Origin of the sequence: Escherichia fergusonii ATCC 35469 (assembly GCF_000026225.1) — a bacterium.
Lineage (GTDB): Bacteria > Pseudomonadota > Gammaproteobacteria > Enterobacterales > Enterobacteriaceae > Escherichia > Escherichia fergusonii.
The window spans coordinates 1,917,500-1,942,503 of the sequence record NC_011740.1; the positions used below are offsets into that span (position 1 = coordinate 1,917,500).

Annotated in this window: 26 protein-coding genes and 1 tRNA gene; 12 read left to right on the plus strand and 15 right to left on the minus strand. The window is 47.0% G+C overall.

The genetic code is table 11. The features are described 5' to 3' along the window. The 3 genes from solA (at window position 1) to EFER_RS09400 (ending at window position 2,640) form a co-directional block, all read left to right on the plus strand. A complete protein-coding gene (gene solA / locus EFER_RS09390) occupies window positions 1-1,116 on the plus strand; it encodes an N-methyl-L-tryptophan oxidase (RefSeq protein WP_000872783.1) in 1,116 nt (371 codons plus the stop codon). A gap of 379 nt (window positions 1,117-1,495) precedes the next feature. Further along, complete coding sequence (locus EFER_RS09395; RefSeq protein ID WP_002432253.1) at window positions 1,496-2,068, plus strand: cytochrome b; 573 nt, start codon at window positions 1,496-1,498, stop codon at window positions 2,066-2,068. Further along, window positions 2,065-2,640 carry a YceI family protein gene (locus EFER_RS09400; protein ID WP_000749400.1) on the plus strand — a complete coding sequence of 192 codons (576 nt, stop codon included), beginning with the start codon at window positions 2,065-2,067 and terminating at the stop codon, window positions 2,638-2,640. The genes EFER_RS09395 and EFER_RS09400 overlap by 4 nt, the downstream gene beginning before the upstream one ends. Before the next feature lie 49 nt (window positions 2,641-2,689). Here the strand turns inward: EFER_RS09400 and trhO are convergent, their stop codons facing one another. Further along, complete coding sequence (gene trhO, locus EFER_RS09405) at window positions 2,690-3,742, minus strand: oxygen-dependent tRNA uridine(34) hydroxylase TrhO (RefSeq protein ID WP_001144610.1); 1,053 nt, start codon at window positions 3,740-3,742, stop codon at window positions 2,690-2,692. 220 nt (window positions 3,743-3,962) lie between these two features. On the opposite strand from trhO, the gene EFER_RS09410 reads away from it, so the two are divergent. From EFER_RS09410 to EFER_RS09420, 3 genes are all read left to right on the plus strand, one after another. Continuing rightward, the gene (locus tag EFER_RS09410) at window positions 3,963-4,883 is read left to right on the plus strand and encodes a Kdo(2)-lipid IV(A) acyltransferase (protein ID WP_000181884.1); all 921 of its coding nucleotides are present in this window, start codon (window positions 3,963-3,965) and stop codon (window positions 4,881-4,883) included. A gap of 182 nt (window positions 4,884-5,065) precedes the next feature. Then, window positions 5,066-6,292, plus strand: a complete 1,227-nt coding sequence (gene mdtG, locus EFER_RS09415; RefSeq protein ID WP_000075067.1) for a multidrug efflux MFS transporter MdtG — start codon at window positions 5,066-5,068, stop codon at window positions 6,290-6,292. Window positions 6,293-6,374: 82 nt separating this feature from the next. Continuing rightward, window positions 6,375-6,749, plus strand: a complete 375-nt coding sequence (locus EFER_RS09420) for a MysB family protein (RefSeq protein WP_000180065.1) — start codon at window positions 6,375-6,377, stop codon at window positions 6,747-6,749. Here EFER_RS09420 and EFER_RS09425 read toward each other — a convergent pair whose 3' ends face one another. The 3 genes from EFER_RS09425 to mdoG form a co-directional block, all read right to left on the minus strand. Continuing rightward, the gene (locus tag EFER_RS09425; RefSeq protein ID WP_001210959.1) at window positions 6,750-6,977 is read right to left on the minus strand and encodes a YceK/YidQ family lipoprotein; all 228 of its coding nucleotides are present in this window, start codon (window positions 6,975-6,977) and stop codon (window positions 6,750-6,752) included. Window positions 6,978-7,129: 152 nt separating this feature from the next. Beyond that, a complete protein-coding gene (gene mdoH / locus EFER_RS09430) occupies window positions 7,130-9,673 on the minus strand; it encodes a glucans biosynthesis glucosyltransferase MdoH (protein ID WP_015953465.1) in 2,544 nt (847 codons plus the stop codon). Further along, window positions 9,666-11,201: a glucans biosynthesis protein MdoG gene (mdoG, locus tag EFER_RS09435; protein ID WP_015953466.1), complete on the minus strand. Its 1,536-nt coding sequence runs from the start codon at window positions 11,199-11,201 to the stop codon at window positions 9,666-9,668. Before mdoG ends, mdoH begins: the two co-directional genes overlap by 8 nt. A gap of 273 nt (window positions 11,202-11,474) precedes the next feature. Here mdoG and mdoC point away from each other — a divergent pair, with 273 nt between their 5' ends. Next, window positions 11,475-12,635 (plus strand): glucans biosynthesis protein MdoC, encoded by a 1,161-nt coding sequence (mdoC, locus tag EFER_RS09445; RefSeq protein WP_001070380.1) that lies wholly within the window; start codon window positions 11,475-11,477, stop codon window positions 12,633-12,635. A 7-nt stretch (window positions 12,636-12,642) separates the two neighbouring features. Here mdoC and EFER_RS09450 read toward each other — a convergent pair whose 3' ends face one another. The 6 genes from EFER_RS09450 to csgB form a co-directional block, all read right to left on the minus strand. Continuing rightward, on the minus strand, window positions 12,643-14,124 hold the full coding sequence (locus EFER_RS09450) for a phospholipase D family protein (RefSeq protein ID WP_002431490.1): 1,482 nt from the start codon (window positions 14,122-14,124) through the stop codon (window positions 12,643-12,645). Beyond that, complete coding sequence (ymdB, locus tag EFER_RS09455; protein WP_000842232.1) at window positions 14,066-14,599, minus strand: O-acetyl-ADP-ribose deacetylase; 534 nt, start codon at window positions 14,597-14,599, stop codon at window positions 14,066-14,068. Before ymdB ends, EFER_RS09450 begins: the two co-directional genes overlap by 59 nt. Window positions 14,600-14,693: 94 nt before the next feature. After that, window positions 14,694-15,008, minus strand: coding sequence for a fimbrial protein (locus EFER_RS09460; protein WP_000879861.1), 315 nt, complete (start codon window positions 15,006-15,008; stop codon window positions 14,694-14,696). A 115-nt stretch (window positions 15,009-15,123) separates the two neighbouring features. After that, window positions 15,124-15,456: a curli assembly chaperone CsgC gene (gene csgC, locus EFER_RS09465; protein WP_001094297.1), complete on the minus strand. Its 333-nt coding sequence runs from the start codon at window positions 15,454-15,456 to the stop codon at window positions 15,124-15,126. Window positions 15,457-15,515: 59 nt separating this feature from the next. Further along, the gene (csgA, locus tag EFER_RS09470; protein WP_000765273.1) at window positions 15,516-15,974 is read right to left on the minus strand and encodes a curli major subunit CsgA; all 459 of its coding nucleotides are present in this window, start codon (window positions 15,972-15,974) and stop codon (window positions 15,516-15,518) included. Window positions 15,975-16,014: 40 nt separating this feature from the next. Then, a complete protein-coding gene (gene csgB / locus EFER_RS09475) occupies window positions 16,015-16,464 on the minus strand; it encodes a curli minor subunit CsgB (protein ID WP_024256466.1) in 450 nt (149 codons plus the stop codon). A gap of 746 nt (window positions 16,465-17,210) precedes the next feature. Between csgB and csgD the strand changes: the two genes are divergently transcribed. The 4 genes from csgD to csgG are packed head-to-tail and all read left to right on the plus strand — an operon-like array spanning window position 17,211 to window position 19,555. Further along, complete coding sequence (gene csgD / locus EFER_RS09480; protein WP_000490584.1) at window positions 17,211-17,861, plus strand: biofilm master transcriptional regulator CsgD; 651 nt, start codon at window positions 17,211-17,213, stop codon at window positions 17,859-17,861. A 4-nt stretch (window positions 17,862-17,865) separates the two neighbouring features. Then, a complete protein-coding gene (gene csgE, locus EFER_RS09485; protein ID WP_000833257.1) occupies window positions 17,866-18,255 on the plus strand; it encodes a curli production assembly/transport protein CsgE in 390 nt (129 codons plus the stop codon). A 23-nt stretch (window positions 18,256-18,278) separates the two neighbouring features. Then, window positions 18,279-18,695, plus strand: a complete 417-nt coding sequence (gene csgF / locus EFER_RS09490; protein WP_001265887.1) for a curli production assembly/transport protein CsgF — start codon at window positions 18,279-18,281, stop codon at window positions 18,693-18,695. Window positions 18,696-18,721: 26 nt separating this feature from the next. Beyond that, window positions 18,722-19,555, plus strand: coding sequence for a curli production assembly/transport protein CsgG (csgG, locus tag EFER_RS09495; RefSeq protein WP_001189333.1), 834 nt, complete (start codon window positions 18,722-18,724; stop codon window positions 19,553-19,555). Window positions 19,556-19,592: 37 nt separating this feature from the next. On the opposite strand, the gene EFER_RS09500 is transcribed toward csgG, so the two are convergent. The 4 genes from EFER_RS09500 to ghrA form a co-directional block, all read right to left on the minus strand. After that, window positions 19,593-20,075 carry a DUF1097 domain-containing protein gene (locus EFER_RS09500; RefSeq protein ID WP_024256467.1) on the minus strand — a complete coding sequence of 161 codons (483 nt, stop codon included), beginning with the start codon at window positions 20,073-20,075 and terminating at the stop codon, window positions 19,593-19,595. Between the two features lie 100 nt (window positions 20,076-20,175). After that, window positions 20,176-20,730 carry a TorD/DmsD family molecular chaperone gene (locus EFER_RS09505; protein WP_001001886.1) on the minus strand — a complete coding sequence of 185 codons (555 nt, stop codon included), beginning with the start codon at window positions 20,728-20,730 and terminating at the stop codon, window positions 20,176-20,178. Window positions 20,731-20,753: 23 nt separating this feature from the next. Beyond that, window positions 20,754-21,491, minus strand: coding sequence for a phosphatase (locus tag EFER_RS09510; RefSeq protein ID WP_000283682.1), 738 nt, complete (start codon window positions 21,489-21,491; stop codon window positions 20,754-20,756). Window positions 21,492-21,577: 86 nt separating this feature from the next. Further along, complete coding sequence (gene ghrA, locus EFER_RS09515; protein WP_000353197.1) at window positions 21,578-22,516, minus strand: glyoxylate/hydroxypyruvate reductase GhrA; 939 nt, start codon at window positions 22,514-22,516, stop codon at window positions 21,578-21,580. 234 nt (window positions 22,517-22,750) lie between these two features. Between ghrA and EFER_RS09520 the strand changes: the two genes are divergently transcribed. After that, window positions 22,751-22,838 (plus strand) — tRNA-Ser (locus EFER_RS09520). Window positions 22,839-23,290: 452 nt separating this feature from the next. Here EFER_RS09520 and lysS read toward each other — a convergent pair. Continuing rightward, complete coding sequence (gene lysS, locus EFER_RS09525) at window positions 23,291-24,808, minus strand: lysine--tRNA ligase (RefSeq protein ID WP_000003789.1); 1,518 nt, start codon at window positions 24,806-24,808, stop codon at window positions 23,291-23,293. Between the last annotated feature and the right edge of the window lie 196 nt (window positions 24,809-25,004).

The following is a 25,004-nucleotide window of genomic DNA, read 5'->3' on the forward strand; positions in this document are numbered from 1 at the left end:
ATGAAATACGACTTAATCATCATTGGCAGCGGCTCCGTAGGCGCGGCAGCCGGATATTATGCCACTCGCGCCGGTCTAAACGTTCTGATGATCGATGCCCATATGCCTCCCCATCAGCAAGGAAGCCACCACGGTGATACCCGGCTCATTCGTCACGCTTACGGCGAAGGTGAAAAATATGTGCCATTAGTATTACGTGCTCAGCAACTGTGGGATGAGCTTTCCACCCATAATGAAGAACCTGTTTTTGTCCGTTCCGGGGTTATCAATCTTGGGCCTGAAAACTCTGAATTTTTAGCGAATGTCGCTCATAGTGCTGAGCAATGGCAACTTCCTGTTGAACGCCTTGATGCAACGGCCATTACGTCACGCTGGCCTGAAATTCGTGTACCTGAAAACTATATCGGGCTGTTTGAAAGCGAATCTGGTTTTTTGCGAAGCGAACTGGCGATTGAGACATGGATTCGTCTGGCAAAAGAAGCTGGCTGTGCTCAGCTCTTCAACTGTCCGGTTAGCGCAATTCGCCATGAGGGCGATGGCGTTACCGTGGTAACTGAAGATGGTGAATACAGTGCAAGAAAGGTGCTGATTAGTGCCGGTACATGGGTGAAAAGTCTATTGCCAGAGCTTCCTGTTCAGCCAGTACGTAAAGTGTTTGCCTGGTATCAGGCTGATGGGCGTTACAGTATTAAAAATAAATTTCCGGCATTTACCGGAGAGCTGCCGAATGGTGACCAATACTACGGCTTCCCTGCTGAGAACGACGCTTTAAAAATCGGGAAACACAATGGTGGGCAGTCAATCAGCAATGCTGCTGAGCGTCTTCCCTTTGCTGAAGTGGCAAGTGACGGTTCTGAAGCCTTCCCGTTTCTTCGTTCTGTTTTACCCGGAATTGGATGTTGCCTGTACGGGGCAAGTTGTACTTATGATAATTCACCGGATGAAGATTTCATTATCGATACCCTACCCGGTCATGATAACACCCTGGTCATCACGGGTTTAAGTGGTCATGGCTTTAAGTTTGCCTCCGTGTTGGGTGAAATAGCGGCCGATTTTGCCCAGGGTAAACCTGCTGCATTTGATTTAACACCTTTTAAATTATCCCGCTTTAAATAATATCCGAAGCGGTCTCTGTATTGAGACCGCTTGCAAAAAGATTTCATACTTCGGGCAGGAAGCTATTTAACCCAAAATTATCGCGTTTAATTCCACCATCATTACTTATCCCTTTTTGGACTACCAGGATTGACATAAATTGACAAATATTGAATTTTCTCTGTTTTTTATCGGGAAAATTTGAACGAGTTATTTCTTAAACCTGTCTTGTTTTAGGGATAACGCCTCCCTTTCACTCTAATCTTCTGAGCATTACATTCAAACTCAATCAATTTTTTTGAAGTAATAATAAATATTATTAGTTTTGTAATTTATTGATTGCAATCTTGCTTCACACGCGCCATTTTCATGCACTCACGAATAAGTTACGGATGTGCTTATGCAATTTTCGAATACGCCCCAACGCTATGGAGTTATTTCTGCTGGTCTGCACTGGCTAACCGCCATTGTGGTTTATGGCATGTTTGCGCTGGGTCTTTGGATGGTCACCTTGAGTTATTACGATGGCTGGTATCACAAAGCACCAGAAATACATAAAAGCATTGGTGTCATGCTGATGATGGGGCTGGTTATTCGCCTCGTCTGGCGTGTCATTTCTCCGCCTCCGGCCACATTAACCAGTTATTCTCCCTTAATTCGTCTGGGTGCCGCACTGGGGCATTTCGCGTTATATGCCTTGTTGCTGGCCATCGTGATAAGTGGATATTTAATTTCCACCGCTGACGGTAAACCAATCAGCGTCTTTGGCTGGTTCGATATCCCAGCGACGCTAGCCGACGCCGGTGCCCAGGCAGATATTGCGGGCACGCTGCATCTCTGGCTGGCCTGGAGTGTGGTCATTCTTTCTCTTCTACATGGGCTTATGGCCTTAAAGCATCATTTCATCGATAAAGACGTCACCCTGAAACGTATGTTGGGGCAAGCGTCATCTGACTATGGAGTTCAAAAATGAAAAAAAGTCTGGTTGGCTTAACCTTCGCTTCTTTACTGTTTTCTACCGGATCTGCACTCGCGGCAGATTACAAAATCGATAAAGAAGGCCAGCATGCCTTCGTCAATTTCCGTATTCAACATCTGGGCTACAGCTGGCTATACGGTACTTTTAAAGATTTTGATGGTACGTTCACCTTCGATGAAAAGAATCCTTCGGCGGATAAAGTTAATGTCACCATTAACACCACAAGTGTTGATACCAACCATGCCGAGCGCGATAAGCACCTGCGTAGCGCCGATTTTCTTAATGTTGCCAAATATCCACAAGCAACATTTACCTCCACCAGCGTGAAGAAAGATGGTGATGAGTTAGATATTACCGGTAATCTGACCCTCAACGGTGTTACCAAACCGGTTACTCTGGAAGCAAAACTGATCGGTCAGGGTGATGATCCGTGGGGTGGCAAGCGTGCAGGCTTTGAAGCGGAAGGTAAAATTAAGCTGAAAGACTTTAACATCACCACCGATCTCGGCCCTGCATCGCAAGAAGTCGACTTGATCATTTCTGTCGAAGGTGTACAGCAGAAATAACGTGCGTTTCTCCTGAATGGCGAGGGTGTTATCTCGCCATCTTTTTTCCTTAAATTTTTAGTTCAGGAATACCTTGTTGCGTGTTTAGTCGCCCACGGGATTTATTAAAAATTTTGTTCCCATTCTCGCGCCCCGCCCGAAGACGACGTTGTTCTTCCGGCGGCAAGGCGCTTTCTGTACAACAAAGTTCACTGCAACAACCATTAAATTTCTCCGCACATACCGGACACTGTATAAACAACAAATGGCAACCATCATTTTTGCAATTAGTATGGCTGTCGCAAGGCGTGCCACATTGATGGCAATGTGCGATGACATCCTCAGAAATACGCTCACCCATACGTTCATCAAAAACAAAGTTTTTACCAATAAAGCGCACTGGCAAACCCTGTTCACGCGCTTTACGCGCGTATTCAATAATACCGCCTTCAATGTGCCAGACTTTTTCAAAACCGTTATGTTTCATCCAGGCACTGGCTTTTTCACAACGAATGCCTCCGGTGCAATACATGACGATCTTCTTATCTTTATGCTCCTGCATCATTTCAACAGCTTTCGGCAACTGCTCGCGAAATGTATCAGCCGGAATTTCCATCGCGTTCTCGAAATGCCCTACTTCATATTCATAGTGGTTACGCATATCAATAAACAGCGCATCAGGATCATCGAGCATAGCATTGACCTGGGCCGCCTGAAGATAATTACCCACATTACTGGCATCAAAATCTGGATCTGTAATGCCATCGGCCACAATGCGCTCACGCACTTTCATGCGCAGCACCCAAAATGATTTCCCATCATCATCCAGTGCAATATTAAGACGCAGATTATTTAATGCCGGATCAAAGGAATACAACTGTTGGCGAAACTTATCAACATGACTCTCGGGAACGCTAATTTGTGCATTGATCCCTTCATGCGCCAGGTAAACCCGGCCAAACACATTCAGCGCAGTAAATAATTTGTACAGTGCATCACGCGTGGTTTGTGGATCGGCAATGGTGAAATATTTATAGAACGAAATAGTAGTACGCGGTTCGTTCTCGGCGAGCATTTTGGCTTTCAGCGCGTCATTAGAGATGCGGTTATGTAACACTGGCATGGTGTACGGTTCCTGAATGGGAAGTAAAATCGGCCGCATGATATAGCAATTCTTTCACAGTAACATCCACACATTTTACGCTACATTTGCATCTTAAAATTAATCAGTAGCTTACAATTGTGGTAATTTCACCCATTCTGATAGCGTATATTTTAGTTACGGACGAAAAAGTGCAACAATACATAGAATTGCCAGTTATAGGTTCAAACACAGGATTGACATGACGAATATACCCAAGTTCTCCTCAGCTCTACTTCATCCACGTTACTGGTTAACCTGGTTGGGTATTGGCGCACTTTGGTTGGTCGTGCAGTTACCCTACCCGATTATCTATCGTCTGGGCTGCGCGATGGGGCGTCTGGCGTTACATGTTATGAAACGACGCGCCCAAATTGCTTATCGCAATCTGGAGCTTTGCTTTCCAGAAATGAGTGAGCAAGAGCGCCATGAGATGGTCGTGAAAAATTTCGAATCCGTAGGCATGGGGCTGATGGAAACCGGAATGGCATGGTTCTGGCCAGACCGTCGTATTGCGCGTTGGACAGATGTGATTGGTATGGAGCATATCCGTGAAGTTCAGGCGCAAAAGCGCGGTATCTTACTGGTCGGCATTCATTTTTTAACACTTGAACTTGGTGCTCGCCAGTTTGGTATGCAGGAACCAGGGATTGGTGTTTATCGCCCGAATGATAATCCGCTGATCGACTGGCTACAAACCTGGGGTCGCTTGCGCTCCAATAAATCGATGCTTGATCGTAAGGATCTGAAAGGCATGATCAAGGCGCTCAAAAAGGGGGAAGTCGTGTGGTATGCCCCCGATCATGATTACGGTCCACGGGCCAGTGTGTTTGTACCGCTGTTTGCTGTAGAACAAGCCGCCACCACCTCTGGCACCTGGATGCTGGCGAAAATGTCAGGTGCCTGCCTGGTACCGTTCGTTCCCCGCCGCAAACCTGATGGTAAGGGGTACGAACTGATTATGCTGCCACCAGAATGCTCACCACCGCTGGATAATGCCGAAACGACCGCTGCGTGGATGAACAAAGTCGTCGAGAAATGCATCATGATGGCCCCTGAGCAATATATGTGGCTGCATCGTCGCTTTAAAACGCGCCCGCAAGGTGTTCCTTCGCGTTATTAATTCATTTCCTCGTAAATCGGATAAGATGCAACCCGCATCTTATCCGGCAACAACCGCTCTGCCGTAATTTAGCGATAAAAGCTCTCCACATTGCAGCATCTATATGTCAGGCGCATAATTAGTGTGCTTACCTTTTTCTCCTGTAAATACAAGTGCCCCCTGCTTACAAACTGTGGATTACTATGTCTCCTTCTGAATCTGACGACGCTATAAACTGGAAACGAAATCTTATTGTTGCCTGGCTGGGCTGTTTTCTCACCGGCGCTGCGTTCAGTCTGGTCATGCCTTTCTTACCTCTCTATGTCGAAGAACTCGGTGTCACTGGTCACAGTGCCCTGAACTTATGGTCCGGGATCGTCTTCAGCATTACCTTCCTTTTCTCCGCGATCGCATCACCGTTTTGGGGCGGACTGGCTGACCGTAAAGGTCGAAAAATCATGCTATTGCGCTCAGCCCTGGGAATGGGGATCGTCATGATTTTAATGGGGATGGCACAAAATATCTGGCAGTTTTTGATCCTGCGTGCACTGCTGGGATTGCTGGGTGGCTTTGTCCCTAATGCGAATGCGTTGATCGCAACACAAGTGCCCCGCAACAAAAGTGGTTGGGCGCTGGGCACACTCTCAACCGGTGGTGTAAGTGGCGCACTACTTGGTCCCTTAGCTGGCGGTTTACTGGCTGATCACTACGGTTTACGCCCGGTGTTTTTTATAACAGCCAGCGTGCTAATGCTCTGCTTCGTGGTAACGCTCTTGTGTATCAAAGAGAAGTTTCAGCCCGTCAGTAAGAAAGAAATGCTGCATGTGCGCGAGGTCGTGTTCTCGCTGAAGAATCCCAGGCTGGTGTTGAGTCTTTTTGTTACCACGATGATTATTCAGATAGCTTCCGGCTCCATCGCCCCCATTCTTACGCTCTATGTCCGTGAACTGGCCGGTAACGTCGGCAATATCGCTTTTATCAGCGGCATGATCGCCTCTGTACCTGGTGTTGCTGCTCTTCTTAGCGCCCCACGTCTTGGTAAACTTGGAGATCGCATCGGGCCGGATAAGATCCTGATTGCTGCGCTGATCTTCTCTGTTCTGCTGTTGATCCCGATGTCGTTTGTTCAGACACCGTGGCAACTCGGCATCCTTCGTTTTTTACTGGGAGCTGCTGACGGTGCATTACTTCCCGCTGTTCAAACATTGCTGGTGTATAACTCCTCTAACCAAATTGCCGGGCGTATTTTCAGTTATAACCAGTCATTTCGCGACATCGGTAACGTTACCGGCCCGTTAATGGGGGCCGCGATATCGGCTAACTATGGTTTCCGCGCAGTTTTTCTGGTCACTGCATGTGTCGTGCTGTTTAACATAATTTATTCCTGGAATAGTTTACGTCGCCGCCGCGAACCTCAAGTATTAGGTTGATTTTTACCCATTCAGACTTGCAAAACTGGAGAATCAGCTATTCTTTTCCCTGAAACCTCATCAAATTAAAGGGAGAAACGTGATGACCATGTACGCAACACTTGAAGAAGCAATTGACGCTGCACGTGAAGAGTTTCTTGCGGATAATCCAGGTATCGAAGCCGAAGAAGCGAATGTGCAACAGTTCAATGCGCAAAAGTATGTTCTACAGGATGGCGACATCATGTGGCAGGTTGAGTTTTTTGCCGACGAAGGGGAAGAAGGCGAATGTTTGCCTATGCTAAGCGGTGAAGCAGCACAAAGTGTTTTTGACGGCGATTATGATGAGATCGAGATCCGTCAGGAATGGCAGGAAGAGAACACACTTCACGAATGGGATGAAGGCGAGTTTCAACTGGAACCACCGCTGGACACCGAAGAAGGCCGGGCAGCGGCTGATGAATGGGATGAGCGTTAATTATTCATACGGCCCGTGATGAATATCAACCGGAAGCAGGAGGGTATCGAAAACCAGTGAGAACGGCAGGTCGAGGATTGTGACATAACGCCATGCAGAGTCACGTACATCCCACTGCACGCCGGGATAATACTGGTTGCCATGCCCCTGCCCCGGAATGGTACGGCTAATAATACTGCCACAGCCGCTAAGCAGGGTGATCATGATGCTTACCGCAATGAAACGCATTGGATACCTGCTCCGTAAAAAATACCGGCGTTACGCCGGTATATGTCGGATGCGATATGAATGCCTTATCCGGCCAACAAAATCATGCAAATTTAACACGTTGCAGGAAGATTGCAGGCCTGATAAGCACAGCACATCAGGCTATTTTGCCGTTACTGAGAAGCTTCATCTGGCTTACGTAATGCCAGAGGATCCAACGTCAGTGTCTCGTAGTAATTGACCCAGGATGAATATTTCTCCGGGGAATTCCAGACCCGATAATGCAGGCGAGCCATCGTCACTGGATCACTCAACAAGACCAGACGACGGTCACGATTGAGTTTTTCAGGCGTTTCATTGAGCGCCTGTTCAACATGGCGATCACGAGCAATTTCCAGTACTTTGCTGGCACGGTGACGTGCAGTCGCCATTGCTGTAGCCAGTGCGTTAAACGACGGGTTAAACACGGCATGCATAAAGCCATCTTCAAGCGCACGCTGGCGATTCATCTCAAGGAAGCGATCGGTATCTACCAGCACCTGCGGTGGTGAATACTCTTCCGGGATAAGGAACAATTTCCAGCGTTTGGTACGCAGTCCAACAGTTGCACGACTGGAGATCACCGACACAAATGGCGACAGGATCAGCGAGAAGACAATCGGCGCCAACCAGAACAAGAAGCGTAAATCCAGCCACGCCATGCCAACTGCCCATACCAATCCAAGCAGCAACTGTGAGCCGTGACGTTTAAACGCTTCCACCCATGAAGTGGAGTCATCGTCACGTTGCGGCGAATTCCATACCACCTCCCAGCCAAGGAAAGCACTGACCACGAACACGGTATGGAACAACATACGCACTGGAGCCAGCAGGACAGAAAACAGCACTTCCAGCAGCAACGATAATGTGACGCGCCAGAAACCGCCGTACTCTTTGGTGCCTTTACACCAGATGAGCATAATACTCAGTAGTTTTGGCAAGAACAGCAGCACCATCGTCGAGGCAAACAACGCGATTGCCAGTTCAGGTCGCCACTGTGGCCAGACCGGGAACAACTGACGCGGCTGGAGGAAGTATTGTGGTTCTGTCAGCGCATGTACCACCTGCAACGCGGTAGAGAGCGCAAGGAACATAAACCACAACGGCGCGGAGAGATAAGACATTACCCCTGTCAGGAATACAGCGCGATGTACCGGGTGCATTCCTTTTACCAGGAACAGACGGAAGTTCATCAGGTTACCATGACACCAGCGGCGGTCGCGTTTCAGTTCATCCAGCAGGTTAGGCGGCAACTCTTCATAAGAACCAGGAAGGTCATATGCAATCCATACGCCCCATCCGGCACGGCGCATTAATGCCGCTTCAACGAAGTCATGTGAAAGAATTGAACCTGCAAATGAACCTTCACCTGGCAATGGCGCCAGCGCGCAATGCTCGATAAACGGTTTCACGCGGATAATCGCGTTATGTCCCCAGTAGTGCGATTCCCCTAACTGCCAGAAGTGCAACCCGGCAGTAAAGAGCGGCCCATACACACGGGTAGCAAACTGCTGACAACGAGCATACAACGTATCCATCCCGGATGCTTTCGGTGATGACTGAATAATCCCGGCGTTCGGGTTAGCCTCCATCAGGCGTACCAGACCACACAAACAATCACCGGTCATCACGGAGTCAGCATCCAGCACCACCATATAACTGTATTGGCTACCCCAACGGCGACAGAAGTCGTCAATGTTACCGCTCTTACGCTTCACACGGCGGCGGCGGCGGCGATAGAAAATCTGTCCTTCGCCACCCACTTCAGCGATCAGCTCCATCCACGCTTTTTGCTCTGCCACGCAGATATCGGGGTTGTAACTATCGCTTAAAATGTACACATCAAAGTGCTTCGCATTGCCTGTGGCTTTTACTGATTCCCATGTTGCACGCAGCCCCGCAAACACACGGTTAACGTCTTCGTTGCAGATAGGCATGATCAGTGCAGTACGATGCTCAGGATTTAACGGTTCATCACCGACAGTTGATGCAGAAATACTGTATTTATCGCGACCAATCAGCAGTTGCAGAAAGCCCATTAATGCTGTCCAGAAGCCTGCCGAAACCCAGCAAAAGAGGACAGCAAAAAGGATCAGAATCCCCGTTTGCAACATGTAAGGCAGAAGCTGCATAAAGGAGACCCACAAATCCTGGTCAAGCATATCTGCCGGGTTAATGAATGCCCAGCCCTGATACGGCAGAATTGTCTTCATGTACCAGGTGGCTACCACCGTTTGCGCCAGCGTCAGGATCAACAGAATATAGCGACGAATCGTGCCCACGGTACGCCACTTCTGCTCGCTGACCTGCTCCTCTTTGGTCAACCTTGCAAGGTAACGCGGGGTAACATCACGGCCACGCAAGCGATCCCAAAAACGCCCTACCGGGTTTGTACGCCAGGGATCAGGAAACATTGATGAGCGTTTCGCTTTCGGCATAGCATTGAGCTGATCACGACCTTCATCATCTTTAATCAATTGACCATCGGCCAGGGAATCTGGCCAGGCCTGCTCAAGACGAGCTTTTACCGAACCTTGCGGAGAGTCATCATCTCGAGGCCAGTCGCGATGCTCGGCATCCAGCGCCTGATGTACAGCGCGGATATCAGTTTTCGGCAATGCCGCTTTTTCGATATCCGAAAGCGGCATCGCGTCAATGTACTCAGTTGTCTTATTCATTGGCAGGTAACTGGTAGCTCCAGGTTTCACTCAGCGTTTTATCGGCAGTGGCCAGCGCTGCACGCATCTCAGTAGGTTTCTTGGCATCTTTTACTTTTACACGCATGGTAAGACGCCAGCCCTTGATGGCCGGGTTATAACGCACAGAACTTTCAACAATCTCACCGTTATCGCCAATACTGGTTTGCGCCGTAACTGGAGTATCCTGAGGCAGTTTTTTCATCTCTGTGCCCGTAAAATCCACCACAAATGCGATAGTTCCGTCAGGCTGACGAATCAGGTTCGATTGCTTGACATCCCCCGTGGAGCGACGGGTTTGCTGCACCCAGGCGTTATCCGGTGCATGGAGTTTGTCTTCATCGCGGCTAAAGGTGATGGTGTACTTGAAATTCATCTCTTTGCCCGGTTCCGGCAACTGGTCAGGAGTCCAGTAAGCCACGATGTTGTCGTTCGTTTCATCATTGGTTGGAATTTCCACCAACTCTACTTTGCCTTTACCCCATTCACCTTTTGGAGTGACCCAGGCGCTTGGACGCAGATCGTAACGATCATCCAGATCTTCGAAGCGAGAGAAATCGCGCCCACGTTGCAGTAAGCCAAATCCCTGCGGGTTTTCCATCGCATAACTGCTGATAGCAAGATGTTTCGGATTATTCAGCGGACGCCAAATCCATTCACCATTGCCAGCATGAATTGACAAGCCATTTGAGTCATGTAATTCCGGGCGATAGTTGGTTGCCGGAGAAGGCTGGTTCGGACCAAACAGGAACATACTGGTCAATGGCGCAACACCCAGTTTGCCTACTTTGTCGCGCAGATAAACTTTTGACTGCACGTCTACTACCGTGTCACGGCCTGGCATTACCACAAAACGATAAGCACCCGTAGCACGAGGGGAATCAAGTAATGCGTAAATGGTTAAGCGTTTGTCGGTCGGTTTTGGACGTTCGATCCAAAACTCGCGAAAGCGGGGAAATTCTTCACCTGATGGTAATGCTGTATCTATTGCCAGCCCACGAGCAGAAAGACCATAGACCTGACCTGCGCCGATCACACGGAAGTAGCTGGCGCCGAGCATACTGAGAATTTCATCGTTTTTATCTTTGCTATTGATCGGATAAAGCACTTTAAAACCAGCAAAACCAAGATCTTTTACGGTGTCTTTATCATGCTTAACATCGCCAAAATTGAAGTAATCAGGGCTATATTTAATGCGTTTAACCGTAGTTGCGGTAACTTCGTTTATTTTAACAGGCGTGTCGAAGTACATCCCCTGATGGTAGAACTCGAGCTTGAATGGAGTCTTCAGGTTGCTCCAGTATGCTTTGTCACTGTTAAACTGGATCTGCTGATAGTCCGCATATTTCATATCGCGGAAGACGGAGGGCAAGTTGCTTTTCGGCGCCTCATAGCCTTTCCCGGCTAAGGATTGAGCTTGCTTCGCCACATCATCAATACTGAACGCCCAGCTTGACGACGTATACAGGGTTAACATTACTGCAGCACTCAACCAACGCATTTTCATCATTTGTAGTTTATGTTTCATAATTTCTAAGCACTTCCCCCTTTGTGTGCTTATATCGATCCGATCTATTTTAATGGATAAGCAGGCATTACGACAACTGAATCCCGGCAACGTTCAGCGTGCTGGCTCATGGATTAAGCACCTTTCGGACCCCCTGGCGTCTTTGTGTAATTATCCTGGAGACAGATCGCCAGAGTTCGTGTAGGGTTGCCACCGCAATGTAACCATTATCCTGCTTACGGATAAGACGAATAGTCCGAGATACCATAATCATCTATGAATCCAGTACCCACACAGCGTGAATATTTTCTCGACTCCATCCGCGCCTGGCTGATGTTGTTAGGGATCCCTTTTCATATTTCCCTGATTTATTCAGGACACACCTGGCATGTAAATAGCGCTCAGCCATCCTGGCTGTTGACACTGTTTAACGACTTTATCCATTCATTTCGTATGCAGGTGTTTTTCGTTATATCGGGCTATTTTTCGTACATGTTATTTTTACGCTATCCCATTAGACGCTGGTGGAAAGTTCGCGTAGAACGTGTCGGTATTCCGATGTTAACCGCTATACCTTTGTTAACCTTACCGCAATTTGTTATGTTGCAATATGTAAAAGGTAAAGCGGAAACGTGGCATACGTTGTCGTTATATGAAAAATATAACACGCTGGCCTGGGAATTAATTTCCCACCTCTGGTTTCTGTTAGTTCTGGTGGTGATGACATCACTTAGTGTGTGGATTTTTGGCCGTATCAGAAAAAGCCTGGAGGATCGACCTGATAGCACGCCAGGGTGGTGTTCAATGAGTAAGCTATCACTCATTTTTTTGTTACTCGGCATTGGTTATGCGGCGATTCGTCGGCTTATTTTTCTTGTTTACCCGCCAATTCTCAGCGACGGGATGTTCAATTTTATTGTCATGCAAACGCTGTTTTATATGCCTTTTTTTATTCTGGGCGCGTTGGCGTTTATTTATCCCAAACTTAAAGCATTATTCACCACGCCATCGAAAGGTTGCACAATTGCCGCAGCACTGGCATTTGTTGCTTATCGCTTAAACCAACAATATGGCAGTGGTGATGCGTGGATGTATGAAACTGAATCGGTGATCACCATGGTTATGGGCCTGTGGATGGTTAATGTGGTCTTTTCTCTTGGTCATCGTTTATTAAACTTTCAGTCAGCGCGGGTGGCTTATTTCGTCAATGCCTCACTGTTCATCTATTTAGTTCACCATCCATTAACGCTATTTTTTGGTGCTTATATCACACCCCATATCAGCTCAAACTGGTTAGGATTCATTAGCGGGATGATTTTTGTGGTGGGTATTGCCATTATTTTGTACGAAATTCATTTGCGCATCCCACTGTTGAAGTTTTTATTCTCCGGCAAACCAGCAATGAAGCGTGACAATAATAATGCGGTGGCACGCTAAGTACAGGTCACAATAACCATTCAACCGGCAAAAGCCTCGCCAGTTTCACCAGAGCCCGTTTCCACAATGTGGTCGCGGGTTCTTTTTTTAGCACAACATCCCTGTCTTGTTGGTGCTCGATCCAGTTAATTCGCCCCCATTTATCCAGGCGCAACTGCCAGGCAGCATCATGCAAACTTTGTAAAAAGCGCTTGTGAATCAGCGAAGCCAAAGCTTCGCTTTCAATGACAAATCCCATTTCCGTATTAAGTTGTATTGAGCGAGGATCAAAATTAAACGAACCGATAAATACTGTTTTACTATCTATACTGAAAGTTTTGGCATGCAAACTGGCACCAGAGTTACCGGTAATTCCGCGATCATGAATAACGCTCGGTTGCTCACGAGTTGGTTTTAGCTCATATAACTCCACTCCATAACGCAACAGTTTCTTACGCCAGCGGGCATAACCTGAGTGCACCACTGCCACATCATTGGCGGCAAGTGAATTAGTCAGGATGGCGATTTTCACCCCTTTTCGCACCAGCCTGAGTAACTGCGCAACACCAGCACGAGTAGGGACAAAATAGGAGGATATGATATCCACGCGCTCGGCGGGCGAGCCCATTACATCAAACAAACGTTGCGGCAACAGAGAATGTCGTTGCGCTTTGCCCTCACCTTTTGCCGGATCATCACTTAACAAACGTGTTTTTGCCCAAATCAGTGGCAATGAGCGATTATAAAGATGAGTCATAAACTGACTGGTTTCCAGTATATGCATATAGCGCTGAGCCATCGGATCGTTTTGCCAGGAGTCTGGTACAACAATCCGTTCTGAGATCTCTTGCTCAGAAAGCGAGAGCACCTGTTGCAACGAAGCGACAGATCCACAATGCCAGTAACGTTCAAAATCATCTGCCACATCGCTGACTACTGGGCCAACAGCCAGCACATCAAGATCCGAAAACAGAGGTTCTTCCCCTGCACCGAAATACGCATCGCCAATATTGCGCCCACCCACCAACGTGACAACACCATCAACAGTAAAACTTTTATTGTGCATCCGGCGATTAAGACGGGCGAAATCCGTCAAATAGCCCAATGGGCGCAAGAGGCGAAAAGAAAAAGGATTGAACAACCGAATCTCAATATTCGGATGGCTATCCAACAGCCGCAAGGTGTCATCAAGACCAGGTGTATTATTATCATCCAGCAGCAAGCGCACATGCACGCCACGTTTCGCCGCAGCAAGGAGCGCTGCAAATAGCAAACGACCAGACATATCGTCCTGCCAGATGTAATACTGCACATCCAGGGTACGCTCTGCCATTTCGGTCAATCGATAACGGGCAGCAAAAGCATCCAGGCTATCATCAAGGGGCAGCAATCCACACTGCCCCGGATGTTGTGCGCACAACGGTTCTACCGCTAGTGCCAGACGGGGCAAATCACTCATCTCCTTGTTGGGTAAGGAGTCTGTTATAAAGGCGGGAGTTTTCTTCATCATAACAGACAAAGTATATCTGCTCCGGTAAGGCGTGACGGGTTATAAAATCTGAAACTGTTTTTACAGCAATTTCTGCCGCAGCTGCTCGTGGAAATCCATATACCCCGGTACTAATGGCAGGAAAGGCGATTGACTTATAGCCATTGGCTTGCGCCAGCTTCAGGCTGTTGAGATAGGCATCATGTAATAATTGATCCTCGTTGTGCTCACCATCACGCCACACAGGGCCTACAGTATGAATCACCGCCCTGGCAGGAAGATTTCCGGCAATAGTAATCACCGCATGACCCGTGGGACATTCCCCTTGTTGGCGGCGAACTTTCTGGCAGGCTTCGAGGAGTTCCGGCCCCGCAGCACGATGAATCGCACCATCGACCCCACCGCCGCCCATTAATGATGAGTTCGCAGCATTAACTATCACATCAACTGCGAGCTGGGTAATGTCGCCCTGCAATACATGAATTCGCGATTTCATAACTCCTCCTTGCAACTTGTCTTGTAAGTGTACAGCAGGGTTTTAGCTAAAATCGCAGTTTTTATTCGCTGTTAAGATAATCCTCACGCCAGTGCTAACGATATTCGATAGTCATAATTGCCAATTTTTTGTCTTTATCAAGATAATGCATATTTACATTTGCTGTCGCTGCCAGTTGCGGTGATGTTTTAGTGAGTTGCTGGAGAGTAAAACGTGATGTTTTGATCTGACCGTTTTGTAGACAACTCATAACCACATGCTGATTATCAACAGATGAATCACAGGGTGGTTCGACGACTTGTCCACGAAACTGGATCACACCACCAGTAACATTACTGCCTGCCAGTACCGGGTAAGAGATAATAGCTATGGTAGCCAGACAGATTCTCAAATGATGTTTTGCCAACATAAATGCATCCTTAATAAGGACTCATCCTTAAGTGCGAGTTTTGCGTGAAAAGGGTCACAATAGTTATGACAGCGGTCTGCATTTCCTGCCAGTCAGCAAAGAATAAATTCTCCGGTTATGAAGAACTTGCAGAGGACGGCCATTGTTGTGATAAATGCAGTGATTTTCCGTCAGAAACAGTAACAACTATTTTAACTGTGTCTTCAGGTGAAATATTTAGCTTAAGCGTCGTTAAATCAATTGGCTGATTGGCCGGTATTGAGCGTGTTTGTTGTTGCTGAGTTTGACTTTGCCCACCACTTCCCTGGCGTAATGACATTATTTTTATCTGGCATACACAAGACTCTGTGAGTGTGACCTGAGGAATAATAGTGTAAATATCCCCCTGTTGCTGGGCATTAAACGTAATTTGACTGGAAAGTGCCGCCAGTAATAAGAGTGTGTTCATTGTATACCCCCGAAAAAAAACAGGGCTTCCGCCCTGTTTTCTGTAATACAGATTATGTATTAGTACTGATGGGCAGTAGCGTTGTTGCCAAAGCCAACCTGGGTAACATTTACTTGAGAGTTAGAAGCAGTCTGGTCAACAGCGGCGCCGTTGCCACCACCGTATTGTTTAACTTTCATAATAGAATCTTTGCTGTTCCACTGGTCCAGAGTAGCACTGTTACCAAAGCCACGCTGCAGCAGATCGATTGAGCTGTCATCAGAACCTTGTCCAACGTCAGCACCGTTACCGCCGCCGTGTTGAGTGATTGTCAGATCAGAGTTTTTAGCATCAGTTTGCAAGGCAACAGCAGAGTTACCGCCACCGTACTGATAAATGTTCAGTTCTGAATTCGGGCCGTTGTTATTACCATTACCCGGGTTATGACCGCCACCGCCGCCAAACTGCGGAACAGTACCTGCCAAAACGCTACCAGAGAACACGATTGCTGCAATTGCTGCTACTTTGAAAAGTTTCATCTTAAACCCCCATCGGATTGATTTAATAGTCGCTAAGGTATTAACGTTGTGTCACGCGAATAGCCATATTCGACTGTCTCTGCACTACAATTGCCGTTTTTTGAGTACCATACTGCGTAATATTTGCTTTATTCCCAGAACCTTTCTGGAGAATTATCGCTGTATTACCATATGAACCTTGCGAAATACTGGCATCGTTCGCACTGCCTGACTGATCAATATAAGCAAGGTTATAATCTCCTGATTGGTCAATCTTCGCCCGATTACTTCCACCTTCTTGAGAAATAACCGATAAAAGTTTTGAGCCTCCCTGGCGTATTTGTGCACTGTGGTCAGTACCATATTGACCAATAATGGCTGCCTGATTTAATGAAGACTTGCTTAATTCATTAACCGCAAAATTATATTCTGAGTTAGCCATATCAGTTGCGGTTGCAATCCCAGGCGCACCCAGTATTGTAAACATCATAAATAACAATTTGTTTTTCATGTTGTCACCCTGGACCTGGACATACATTTAAGTTCCACTTTATGTTAACCCGAATCGTTTTTTGTTAACGCCGAGTTACGATGAAGAGTATGTCTGCGGAAACATTTTTAATAACTCACCCGCCAGTTGTATTTTTATTACCTTTGTCACACCAAAGTATTAATTAACGCATAATCATGCTGCCAGACATGGCTTTTATTTGCTTATAAATGATTGTGATATTTATCGTTTCACAATTTAGTTAAAAATATTTTTATGGCTATTTTCCATGTCTGCAAGGCATTTTTTGATGAGTGCTCGAGCATGACGTGACAAAGCTCGTCTTTTTGTCGCAAAAATTTGTCCAGAAGCAGGAAGATAAATTTCCAGTAATTCACCAGGACAGAAAACTTCATCAAATAATATTAATATATCTAAATATCAATTAGTTACATGTATTTGTATGATTTTTTAAATCTGTGCAACAACTATCAGATGTACAACTTTTCTATTAAATTCGAACTTAAGAAAAGCTTAAGATTAACATTTAAATATATAGAATTACATTTTGTTACAAGTTTAACGCTTGCTTTAAGATTTGTAATGACTAGATTGAAATCAGATGTAGTTCATTAGTTTTATATTTTACTTATTTAAGTAGTATTTATTCTACACACAGCAGTGCCACATCTTTCAGTACTTCTGGTGCCTTTTTTTTCAAGAGGCAGCTGTTGGATGTGTGACAAATAAAAAAGTGGGGTTTCATCATGTTCAGTGAAGACCATAGTATTCATACACATACACTGTTATTGATTACCAAACCATCTCTGCAGGCAACGGCATTACTGCAGCATTTAAAGCAATCACTGGCGATACCTGGAAAACTGCATAATATTCAGCGGTCTCTGGACGATATATCCTCCAGTTGTATTGTTTTACTTGATATGATGGAAGCAGACAGAAAACTGATTCACTACTGGCAGGACAACTTAAGTCGGAAGAATAACAATATCAAAACGTTATTGTTAAATACTCCTGACGACTATCCCTATCGGGAAATTGAAAACTGGCCGCACATCAATGGTGTTTTTTACGCAGCAGAAGATCAGGAATGCGTGGTAAATGGATTACATGGCGTTTTGCGTGGTGAGTGTTATTTCTCGCAAAAACTGGCCAGCTACCTGATTACCCATTCTGGTAATTATCGTTACAACAGCACGGAATCAGCATTACTCACTCATCGGGAAAAAGAGATCCTTAATAAACTGCGTATCGGCGCCTCCAACAATGAGATCGCGCGTTCTCTGTTTATCAGTGAAAATACGGTCAAGACACATCTTTATAATCTTTTCAAGAAGATATCTGTTAAAAACCGTACTCAAGCTGTCTCATGGGCAAACGATAACCTCAGGCGATAGAGCCATGAAGCGCTATTTAAACTGGATGTTAGCAGCACAACTTATGTTTGCTGCTGGTAACCTTCACGCCGTTGAAGTGGAGGTTCCTGGATTATTAACTGACCATACCGTGTCCTCAATTGGCCATGATTTTTATCGCGCCTTTAGTGATAAATGGGAAAGTGAGTACACAGGAAACTTATCCATTAATGAAAGACCCAGCGCGCGGTGGGGAAGCTGGATAACGATAACGGTTAATCAGGACGTTATCTTCCAGACTTTTTTATTCCCCATGAAACGTGATTTTGAAAAAACGGTAGTCTTTGCGCTGCTGCAAACCGAAGAAGCGTTAAAACGTCGGCAAATAGATCAGGCGCTGTTAGGCACCGGTGATTTGGCGCACGATGAATTTTAATACTAATCAGTCCGGAGGCTATAATGCGTGTCCAACATGCGGTAGTACTGCTTATGCTTATTTCGCCACTCAGTTGGGCCGGAAATATGACATTCCAGTTCCGTAATCCTAACTTTGGCGGTAATCCCAATAATGGTGCTTTTTTATTGAATAGTGCCCAGGCACAAAACTCCTATAAAGATCCCAGCTATAACGACGATTTTGGTATAGAAACGCCCTCAGCACTGGATAACTTTACCCAGGCGATCCAGTCGCAAATATTAGGCGGCTTACTGACCAATATAAATACCGGCAAACCAGGCAGACTGGTCACCAGTGATTTTATTGTTGATATTGCTAACCGTGATGGCCAATTGCAATTAAACATTACGGACAGAAAAACTGGCAAAACATCAACTATTGAAGTCTCTGGTTTGCAAACAAACTCTACCGATTTTTAAGCCACAGCAACGTAAGGACCAACATCATGCAGCGCTTATTTGTTTTAGTGGCCGTTATTTTATTGAGCGGATGCTTAACCGCGCCGCCAAAAGAAGGGGCAAAGCCGACATTAATGCCGCGGGCGCAGAGTTATAAGGACTTAACGCATTTGCCTTCGCCAACAGGTAAGATCTTTGTTTCGGTTTACAATATTCAGGACGAAACCGGGCAGTTTAAACCCTACCCGGCCAGTAACTTCTCTACCGCTGTTCCGCAAAGCGCCACCGCGATGCTGGTTACGGCACTAAAAGATTCACGCTGGTTTGTGCCACTGGAGCGCCAGGGCCTGCAAAACCTGCTGAATGAACGCAAAATTATTCGTGCAGCTCAGGAAAACGGAACAGTGGCGGTAAATAACCGTATTCCGCTCCAGTCACTGACAGCGGCGAATATCATGGTTGAAGGCTCAATTATCGGCTATGAAAGCAACGTGAAATCTGGTGGTGTGGGGGCCAGGTATTTCGGTATTGGCGCAGATACGCAGTATCAACTCGACCAAATTGCAGTGAACCTGCGCGTCGTCAATGTCAGCACGGGGGAGATTTTGTCATCCGTGAATACCAGTAAAACCATTCTGTCTTATGAAGTACAGGCAGGTGTATTCCGCTTTATCGACTACCAGCGGTTACTGGAAGGGGAAATTGGCTATACCTCTAACGAACCTGTGATGCTGTGCCTGATGTCAGCCATTGAAACAGGTGTTATCTTCCTGATTAACGATGGTATTGATCGTGGTTTGTGGGATTTACAAAATAAAGCCGACAGACAAAACGACATTCTGGTGAAATACCGTCATATGTCTGTTCCCCCAGAATCCTGATGTGATGTATAAAAGCGTGCGGTTACCCCGCACGCTTTTATTTTGGTGTTACAGCCTGGGAGATACTTTTTTCACGGCGAGCCGCTAACCACAATCCACTATTTTTCATTGCGTATCCAAACACCAACCCCAGGGCCAGAGATGGCAGCACCAATTTCCAGTCGCCCTGCCCGGCGAACGTGGCACATGCGCCAATAAAGGTGCCTGGTACAAAAGAAAGCAGTAGCTGTTTAGCCTGCACACACATCAGGAATGCCACAATACCGGTCAGCACATAACTGACTATTTCCAGCTGTGGTGCCAGCGAACTACCATGAATGATTACCAGCGCCCACACCACTCCACTTAACAGCGTACATGCAGAGATCGCCAGCCCCTTCAGGCCTCCTTGCGGACAGGCAAAATAGGCTGTACAGCCCAGAAAACCCGCCCAGCTTAGCAGACCCAACGAAACTGCCACCCATCCCCAAATACCGGAGAGAATGCCAGTTGTTATTGCAATTGAGATAAGTATGTTCATGCGGCGCATGATAGCAGAAAAGTGCGCAACAAATGAGATCGCGCACACATTTTATGCAATGCAACACTCATGTTGCATTGCACAGTGATTTAGATCACATTTACTCTTCGATTTCTTCTTCCAGTTCGTCCCACATCGCACCAATGGCATCACGCGTAAGTGGAGCCATCGTCCGCCAGAACGGCGTAGTTGCGTGTGCTTCCACTTTTCCGAGGAAAGTACCGCACCACGGCAAAATATATTGCGCAAACAGTGTTTCCAGTGTTTCGCTTTCATCTTCTGTTGAGTGATCTTCCAGCCAGGATGCAGCAAGTAGCAGTGTACCGATATGATCAGCAGGAGTATCTGCCAGCGGCATTCCGCGCCCGGAAAGGAATGCACGCACTTCAGCCTCTGTAGCACCTTCGACCCAGGCACTACGATATGGCGAAACAGCGCACTCATCCCCGACAAACAGCGCATTATAATCAGCAGCCAGTTGCGTCATATCGCAGCTTTTTTGTAAACGCGCCAGCAACTCATCCTGCTCCAGCGGCCAACTGGCTGCCAGTTTACCTTCCCGAATCAGGTTAAACAGCGGTACCAGCAACGGATCCTGCGGTTGACGATAGTAAAGTGAGCCAAGAACACGACACAGGATAGAAAACTCGTTCATCAATATATTCCAGTAACCAGTAATTAAAGTTCAGCAAATTCAGCAATTGGCGTCATACCGCGAGATTCAAGGAATCCCAACATACGTGCAGGCGAAACGTTGAGGATACGATCCTCAGGAAAATCTACCGCTTCGATAATTTTAAGCGCTTCATCAAACTCGCCAAGGGTATAGGCGGTGTGCGAGTCAGATCCCAGAGCGATCCAGCCACCTGCATCACGGACTGCCGCAGCTACTGCCCGACAATTATCTTCACTACCTTTACGCGAGTGTATAAATGAGGAGTTATTGATCTCCAGCGCAACCTGGTGTTTAGCTGCCGCCTCGGCAACTGCCATGATATCGATAGGATATTTGGGATTGCCGGGATGGCTAATAATATGCACGTTGCCACTGGCAATGGTGGCAATCATCGCCTGGGTATTGGTGGCTTTATCATGAGGTGCGAACACAGGCTCATGGAAGCCTGCAATAATCAGGTCCAGAGAATCATACATCTGACCAAAGCAGTCAATTTCACCTTCGGTATTTTTGATATTGGCCTCAATGCCACGCAAGATCCCTACTCCATCAACGATACGAGGCCAAATTCGCATATTAATAAAATGCCAGTGATGTGGAGCATCGGCCATATCAGGGCCGTGGTCAGTAATGGAAAATAACTTAATGCCTTTGCGTTTGGCTTGCGCAATATAATCGCTCAGTGTGCTATATGCATGAGTACTGGCAACAGTGTGCATATGCAAATCGACGGGATACATAGTTCTCTCCGGTAGTCATTTTGCGACAAGGATAGCAGGAATCGCAGGTGTTTATTAGTTGAAACCCGGCTTTCACCGGGTTGTCATCAGTAGCCACGGATACGATCAACTTGACCGGTAACAGGTTCACCTTTCTCAAGACGGTTAATCGTTTTTGAAATATACGCCACAGCTTCAGCCGGACGTGTTACTGCTGCGACATGTGGTGTCATCGCCACGCGCGGATGTTTCCACAACGGGCTTTCGGCTGGCAGAGGTTCCCGACTAAAAACATCCAGCATCGCACCTTTCAGTTTGCCGTTATTCAGGGCAATCAGCAGGTCATCTTCGACAACATGTACACCCCGCGCGAGGTTAAGCAGGTATGCATTGTCCTGCAGTTGGTTGAGCAAATGCAGATTAATAATACCGACGGTTTCTGGCGTGTTGGGTAACAGGTTAATTAATACTCGCGTCTTACGCAGAAAAGCGCCCAACTCCTCTTTCCCGGCAAAACTTTCGACGCCTGGCCAGGATTTTCGGCTACGACTCCAGCAACGTAGCGGGAATCCCCAGACTTTCAGGCTTTCTGCTACTTTACTGCCCAGCACACCTGCGCCCATGATCCCGATACTAAAATCTTCCTTGCGATATTCTGGCAGGGGTTCCCAACGAGATTCATTCTTCAGTGCCTGATAATCATCAAACCGACGAAACCAGTGCAACACCTGGCTTACGGCATATTCCTGCATCTGCTCGCCCATCCCGGTATCTTCGAGTCGAAACAGTGGGACGGAGGGGGCTAACATTTCAGGATGCGCCTGTAACTTACTCAAAATCGAATCGACACCGGCACCGAGAGCAAACACAGCCTTCAATGTTCGCCCAGCCAGCATCTCAACGGGCGGATGCCAGACCAGCGCATAATCAGCTGGATCGTGATCGCCGCATTTCCACTCACGCACTTTTGCCTCAGGCAACGCCTCTCTCAGGGCATTAATCCACCATGTGGTGTCGAACGTTGGGTGATAAAAAAGGATATCCATAACTCACTCCTGAGGGTTGTTGTGCAAAACTTACTCGCACTTATTGTCATAATTATTTAGAGCCATCAGCATAACAAATTCACTGCCGGTGGCAAAAAAAGCAATAACTGATTGATAAACAAACTTTTTGATTGAAAATTGTCTAAACGATCGATTTTTAAAAAAAGTTTGTTGACCTTAAGCGCTGATTTCCCTAAATTAACGCCCGTTCCAGCGATGCTGGAGAGAAAATTTGGTGAGGTGTCCGAGTGGCTGAAGGAGCACGCCTGGAAAGTGTGTATACGGCAACGTATCGGGGGTTCGAATCCCCCCCTCACCGCCATATTTAAGAAAGAGCCCGTACGAAAGTGCGAGCTTTTTTTTCGCATATTGCACACCAGGGGGATGAGAAGCCCCGACCGGGGTTCGACAACTGGCGCAGCCAGTTGGACAGACCACGAACGCAGTGAGTGGGCTGCCCGCAGGGCGAGCGAAGCGAGTCAATCCCCCCCTCACCGCCATATTTAAGAAAGAGCTCGTACGAAAGTGCGAGCTTTTTTTTCGCATATTGCACACCAGGGGGGATGAGAAGCCCCGACCGGGGTTCGGCAACTGGCGCAGACAGTTGGACAGACCGCGAACGCAGTGAGTGGGCTGCCCGCAGGGCGAGCGAAGCGAGTCAAGCCCCCCCTCTCCGCCATATTTGAAAGTACGAGTTGCCCTTCCTGCTACAAAAAAAAGCCGCTCCACCAAAGCGAAGCGGCATTATCTTTTTCTTATATTAAGAAAGGACGATTATTTCTGTGGGCGCATTGCCGGGAAAAGAATAACGTCGCGAATAGTATGACTGTTAGTAAACAGCATAATCATTCGGTCGATACCAATCCCCAGGCCCGCGGTTGGCGGCAGACCATATTCCAGCGCAGTAACGTAATCTTCGTCGTAGAACATGGCTTCGTCATCACCTGCGGCCTTAGCATTAACCTGTTCCTGGAAACGTTCGGCCTGATCTTCTGCGTCATTTAATTCGCTAAAACCATTACCGATTTCACGACCACCGATGAAGAATTCAAAACGGTCGGTAATTTCCGGGTTAACATCATTACGGCGCGCCAGCGGCGATACTTCTGCCGGATACTCCGTAATAAAGGTTGGCTGAATCAGATGTGCTTCTGCCACTTCGTCAAAGATCTCCGTGACGATACGCCCCAGCCCCCAGCTTTTCTCTACCGTAATACCGATAGATTCAGCTAATGCTTTAGCGGCATCAAAATCATCCAGGTCGGCCATATCGGTTTCCGGGCGATATTTTTTAATTGCCTCGCGCATGGTGAGTTTTTCAAACGGTTTGCCAAAATCAAACACATGCTCACCATAAGTGACTTTAGTGGTACCCAGTACATCCTGTGCCAGGGTACGGAACAGCGACTCCGTAAGCTCAATCAAATCGTGATAATCCGCATACGCCATGTAGAGCTCCATCATCGTGAACTCTGGATTATGGCGAACAGAAATACCTTCATTACGGAAGTTACGGTTGATTTCGAATACCCGTTCAAAACCACCAACAACCAGACGTTTCAGATACAACTCCGGCGCAATACGCAGGTACATATCCAAATCAAGGGCATTGTGATGGGTAATAAACGGACGAGCAGATGCCCCACCCGGGATGACCTGCATCATCGGGGTTTCTACTTCCATAAACCCACGGGCGACCATGAATTTGCGGATAGCCGCCAGAATTTTTGAGCGTACGACAAAAGTTTGGCGTGATTTATCGTTCGCGATCAGATCCAGATAACGCTGGCGATAACGTACTTCCTGGTCTTGCAGACCATGGAATTTATCCGGCAATGGACGCAGTGCCTTAGTCAGCAGACGTAACTCAGTACAGTGAATGGAAAGTTCACCGGTTTGCGTCTTAAACAGCGTACCGCGGGCACCGATAATGTCCCCCAGATCCCATTTTTTAAACTGATCGTTATAAACACCTTCTGGCAGGCTATCCCGCGCAACATACAGTTGAATACGTCCTCCGACATCCTGCAACGTTACAAAGGAAGCTTTCCCCATGATGCGACGGGTCATCATTCGACCAGCAACCGAAACTTCAATGTTTAAGGATTCAAGTTCCTGATTATCCTTTTCATCATATTCAGCGTGCAGCTGGTCAGAGGTAGAGTCGCGGCGAAAATCATTTGGAAAAGCTACGCCTTGTTGACGCAGCGCCGCCAGTTTTTCGCGACGATTTCTCAGTTCATCATTAAGATCAATTGCCTCATTGGCACCCTGTGCTTCTCGTTCAGACATTTTGGTTCCTCTTAACCCTGCTTTCGATTTAGCGTTGATAAAGAGTCTGAGCACGTTCAGATATAGCCCGACTCAACTACCCCGGCTTCGAATTATCTTATCGAAGCCGGCCCAAGGTTCAAGCTGATATCACTGAGAAATCATCTGCCAGCCAGTTTATATAGCTAACAAATTCTGATTTATCAGGTCATCAGCC

What these genes read in the sequence shown, in the direction of transcription:
- lysS (WP_000003789.1), bottom strand. Translation starts at nt 24,808, where the DNA reads ATGTCTGAACGAGAAGCACAGGGTGCCAATGAGGCAATTGATCTTAAT.
- EFER_RS09510 (WP_000283682.1), bottom strand. Translation starts at nt 21,491, where the DNA reads ATGTATCCCGTCGATTTGCATATGCACACTGTTGCCAGTACTCATGCA.
- mdtG (WP_000075067.1), top strand. Translation starts at nt 5,066, where the DNA reads ATGTCTCCTTCTGAATCTGACGACGCTATAAACTGGAAACGAAATCTT.
- EFER_RS09410 (WP_000181884.1), top strand. Translation starts at nt 3,963, where the DNA reads ATGACGAATATACCCAAGTTCTCCTCAGCTCTACTTCATCCACGTTAC.
- EFER_RS09395 (WP_002432253.1), top strand. Translation starts at nt 1,496, where the DNA reads ATGCAATTTTCGAATACGCCCCAACGCTATGGAGTTATTTCTGCTGGT.
- csgG (WP_001189333.1), top strand. Translation starts at nt 18,722, where the DNA reads ATGCAGCGCTTATTTGTTTTAGTGGCCGTTATTTTATTGAGCGGATGC.
- EFER_RS09450 (WP_002431490.1), bottom strand. Translation starts at nt 14,124, where the DNA reads ATGATGAAGAAAACTCCCGCCTTTATAACAGACTCCTTACCCAACAAG.
- EFER_RS09425 (WP_001210959.1), bottom strand. Translation starts at nt 6,977, where the DNA reads ATGCGTTTCATTGCGGTAAGCATCATGATCACCCTGCTTAGCGGCTGT.
- trhO (WP_001144610.1), bottom strand. Translation starts at nt 3,742, where the DNA reads ATGCCAGTGTTACATAACCGCATCTCTAATGACGCGCTGAAAGCCAAA.
- csgA (WP_000765273.1), bottom strand. Translation starts at nt 15,974, where the DNA reads ATGAAACTTTTCAAAGTAGCAGCAATTGCAGCAATCGTGTTCTCTGGT.
- EFER_RS09500 (WP_024256467.1), bottom strand. Translation starts at nt 20,075, where the DNA reads ATGAACATACTTATCTCAATTGCAATAACAACTGGCATTCTCTCCGGT.
- csgC (WP_001094297.1), bottom strand. Translation starts at nt 15,456, where the DNA reads ATGAACACACTCTTATTACTGGCGGCACTTTCCAGTCAAATTACGTTT.
- mdoH (WP_015953465.1), bottom strand. Translation starts at nt 9,673, where the DNA reads ATGAATAAGACAACTGAGTACATTGACGCGATGCCGCTTTCGGATATC.
- ymdB (WP_000842232.1), bottom strand. Translation starts at nt 14,599, where the DNA reads ATGAAATCGCGAATTCATGTATTGCAGGGCGACATTACCCAGCTCGCA.
- EFER_RS09400 (WP_000749400.1), top strand. Translation starts at nt 2,065, where the DNA reads ATGAAAAAAAGTCTGGTTGGCTTAACCTTCGCTTCTTTACTGTTTTCT.
- solA (WP_000872783.1), top strand. Translation starts at nt 1, where the DNA reads ATGAAATACGACTTAATCATCATTGGCAGCGGCTCCGTAGGCGCGGCA.
- EFER_RS09505 (WP_001001886.1), bottom strand. Translation starts at nt 20,730, where the DNA reads ATGAACGAGTTTTCTATCCTGTGTCGTGTTCTTGGCTCACTTTACTAT.
- mdoC (WP_001070380.1), top strand. Translation starts at nt 11,475, where the DNA reads ATGAATCCAGTACCCACACAGCGTGAATATTTTCTCGACTCCATCCGC.
- csgB (WP_024256466.1), bottom strand. Translation starts at nt 16,464, where the DNA reads ATGAAAAACAAATTGTTATTTATGATGTTTACAATACTGGGTGCGCCT.
- ghrA (WP_000353197.1), bottom strand. Translation starts at nt 22,516, where the DNA reads ATGGATATCCTTTTTTATCACCCAACGTTCGACACCACATGGTGGATT.
- csgD (WP_000490584.1), top strand. Translation starts at nt 17,211, where the DNA reads ATGTTCAGTGAAGACCATAGTATTCATACACATACACTGTTATTGATT.
- csgE (WP_000833257.1), top strand. Translation starts at nt 17,866, where the DNA reads ATGAAGCGCTATTTAAACTGGATGTTAGCAGCACAACTTATGTTTGCT.
- EFER_RS09420 (WP_000180065.1), top strand. Translation starts at nt 6,375, where the DNA reads ATGACCATGTACGCAACACTTGAAGAAGCAATTGACGCTGCACGTGAA.
- csgF (WP_001265887.1), top strand. Translation starts at nt 18,279, where the DNA reads ATGCGTGTCCAACATGCGGTAGTACTGCTTATGCTTATTTCGCCACTC.
- EFER_RS09460 (WP_000879861.1), bottom strand. Translation starts at nt 15,008, where the DNA reads ATGTTGGCAAAACATCATTTGAGAATCTGTCTGGCTACCATAGCTATT.
- mdoG (WP_015953466.1), bottom strand. Translation starts at nt 11,201, where the DNA reads ATGATGAAAATGCGTTGGTTGAGTGCTGCAGTAATGTTAACCCTGTAT.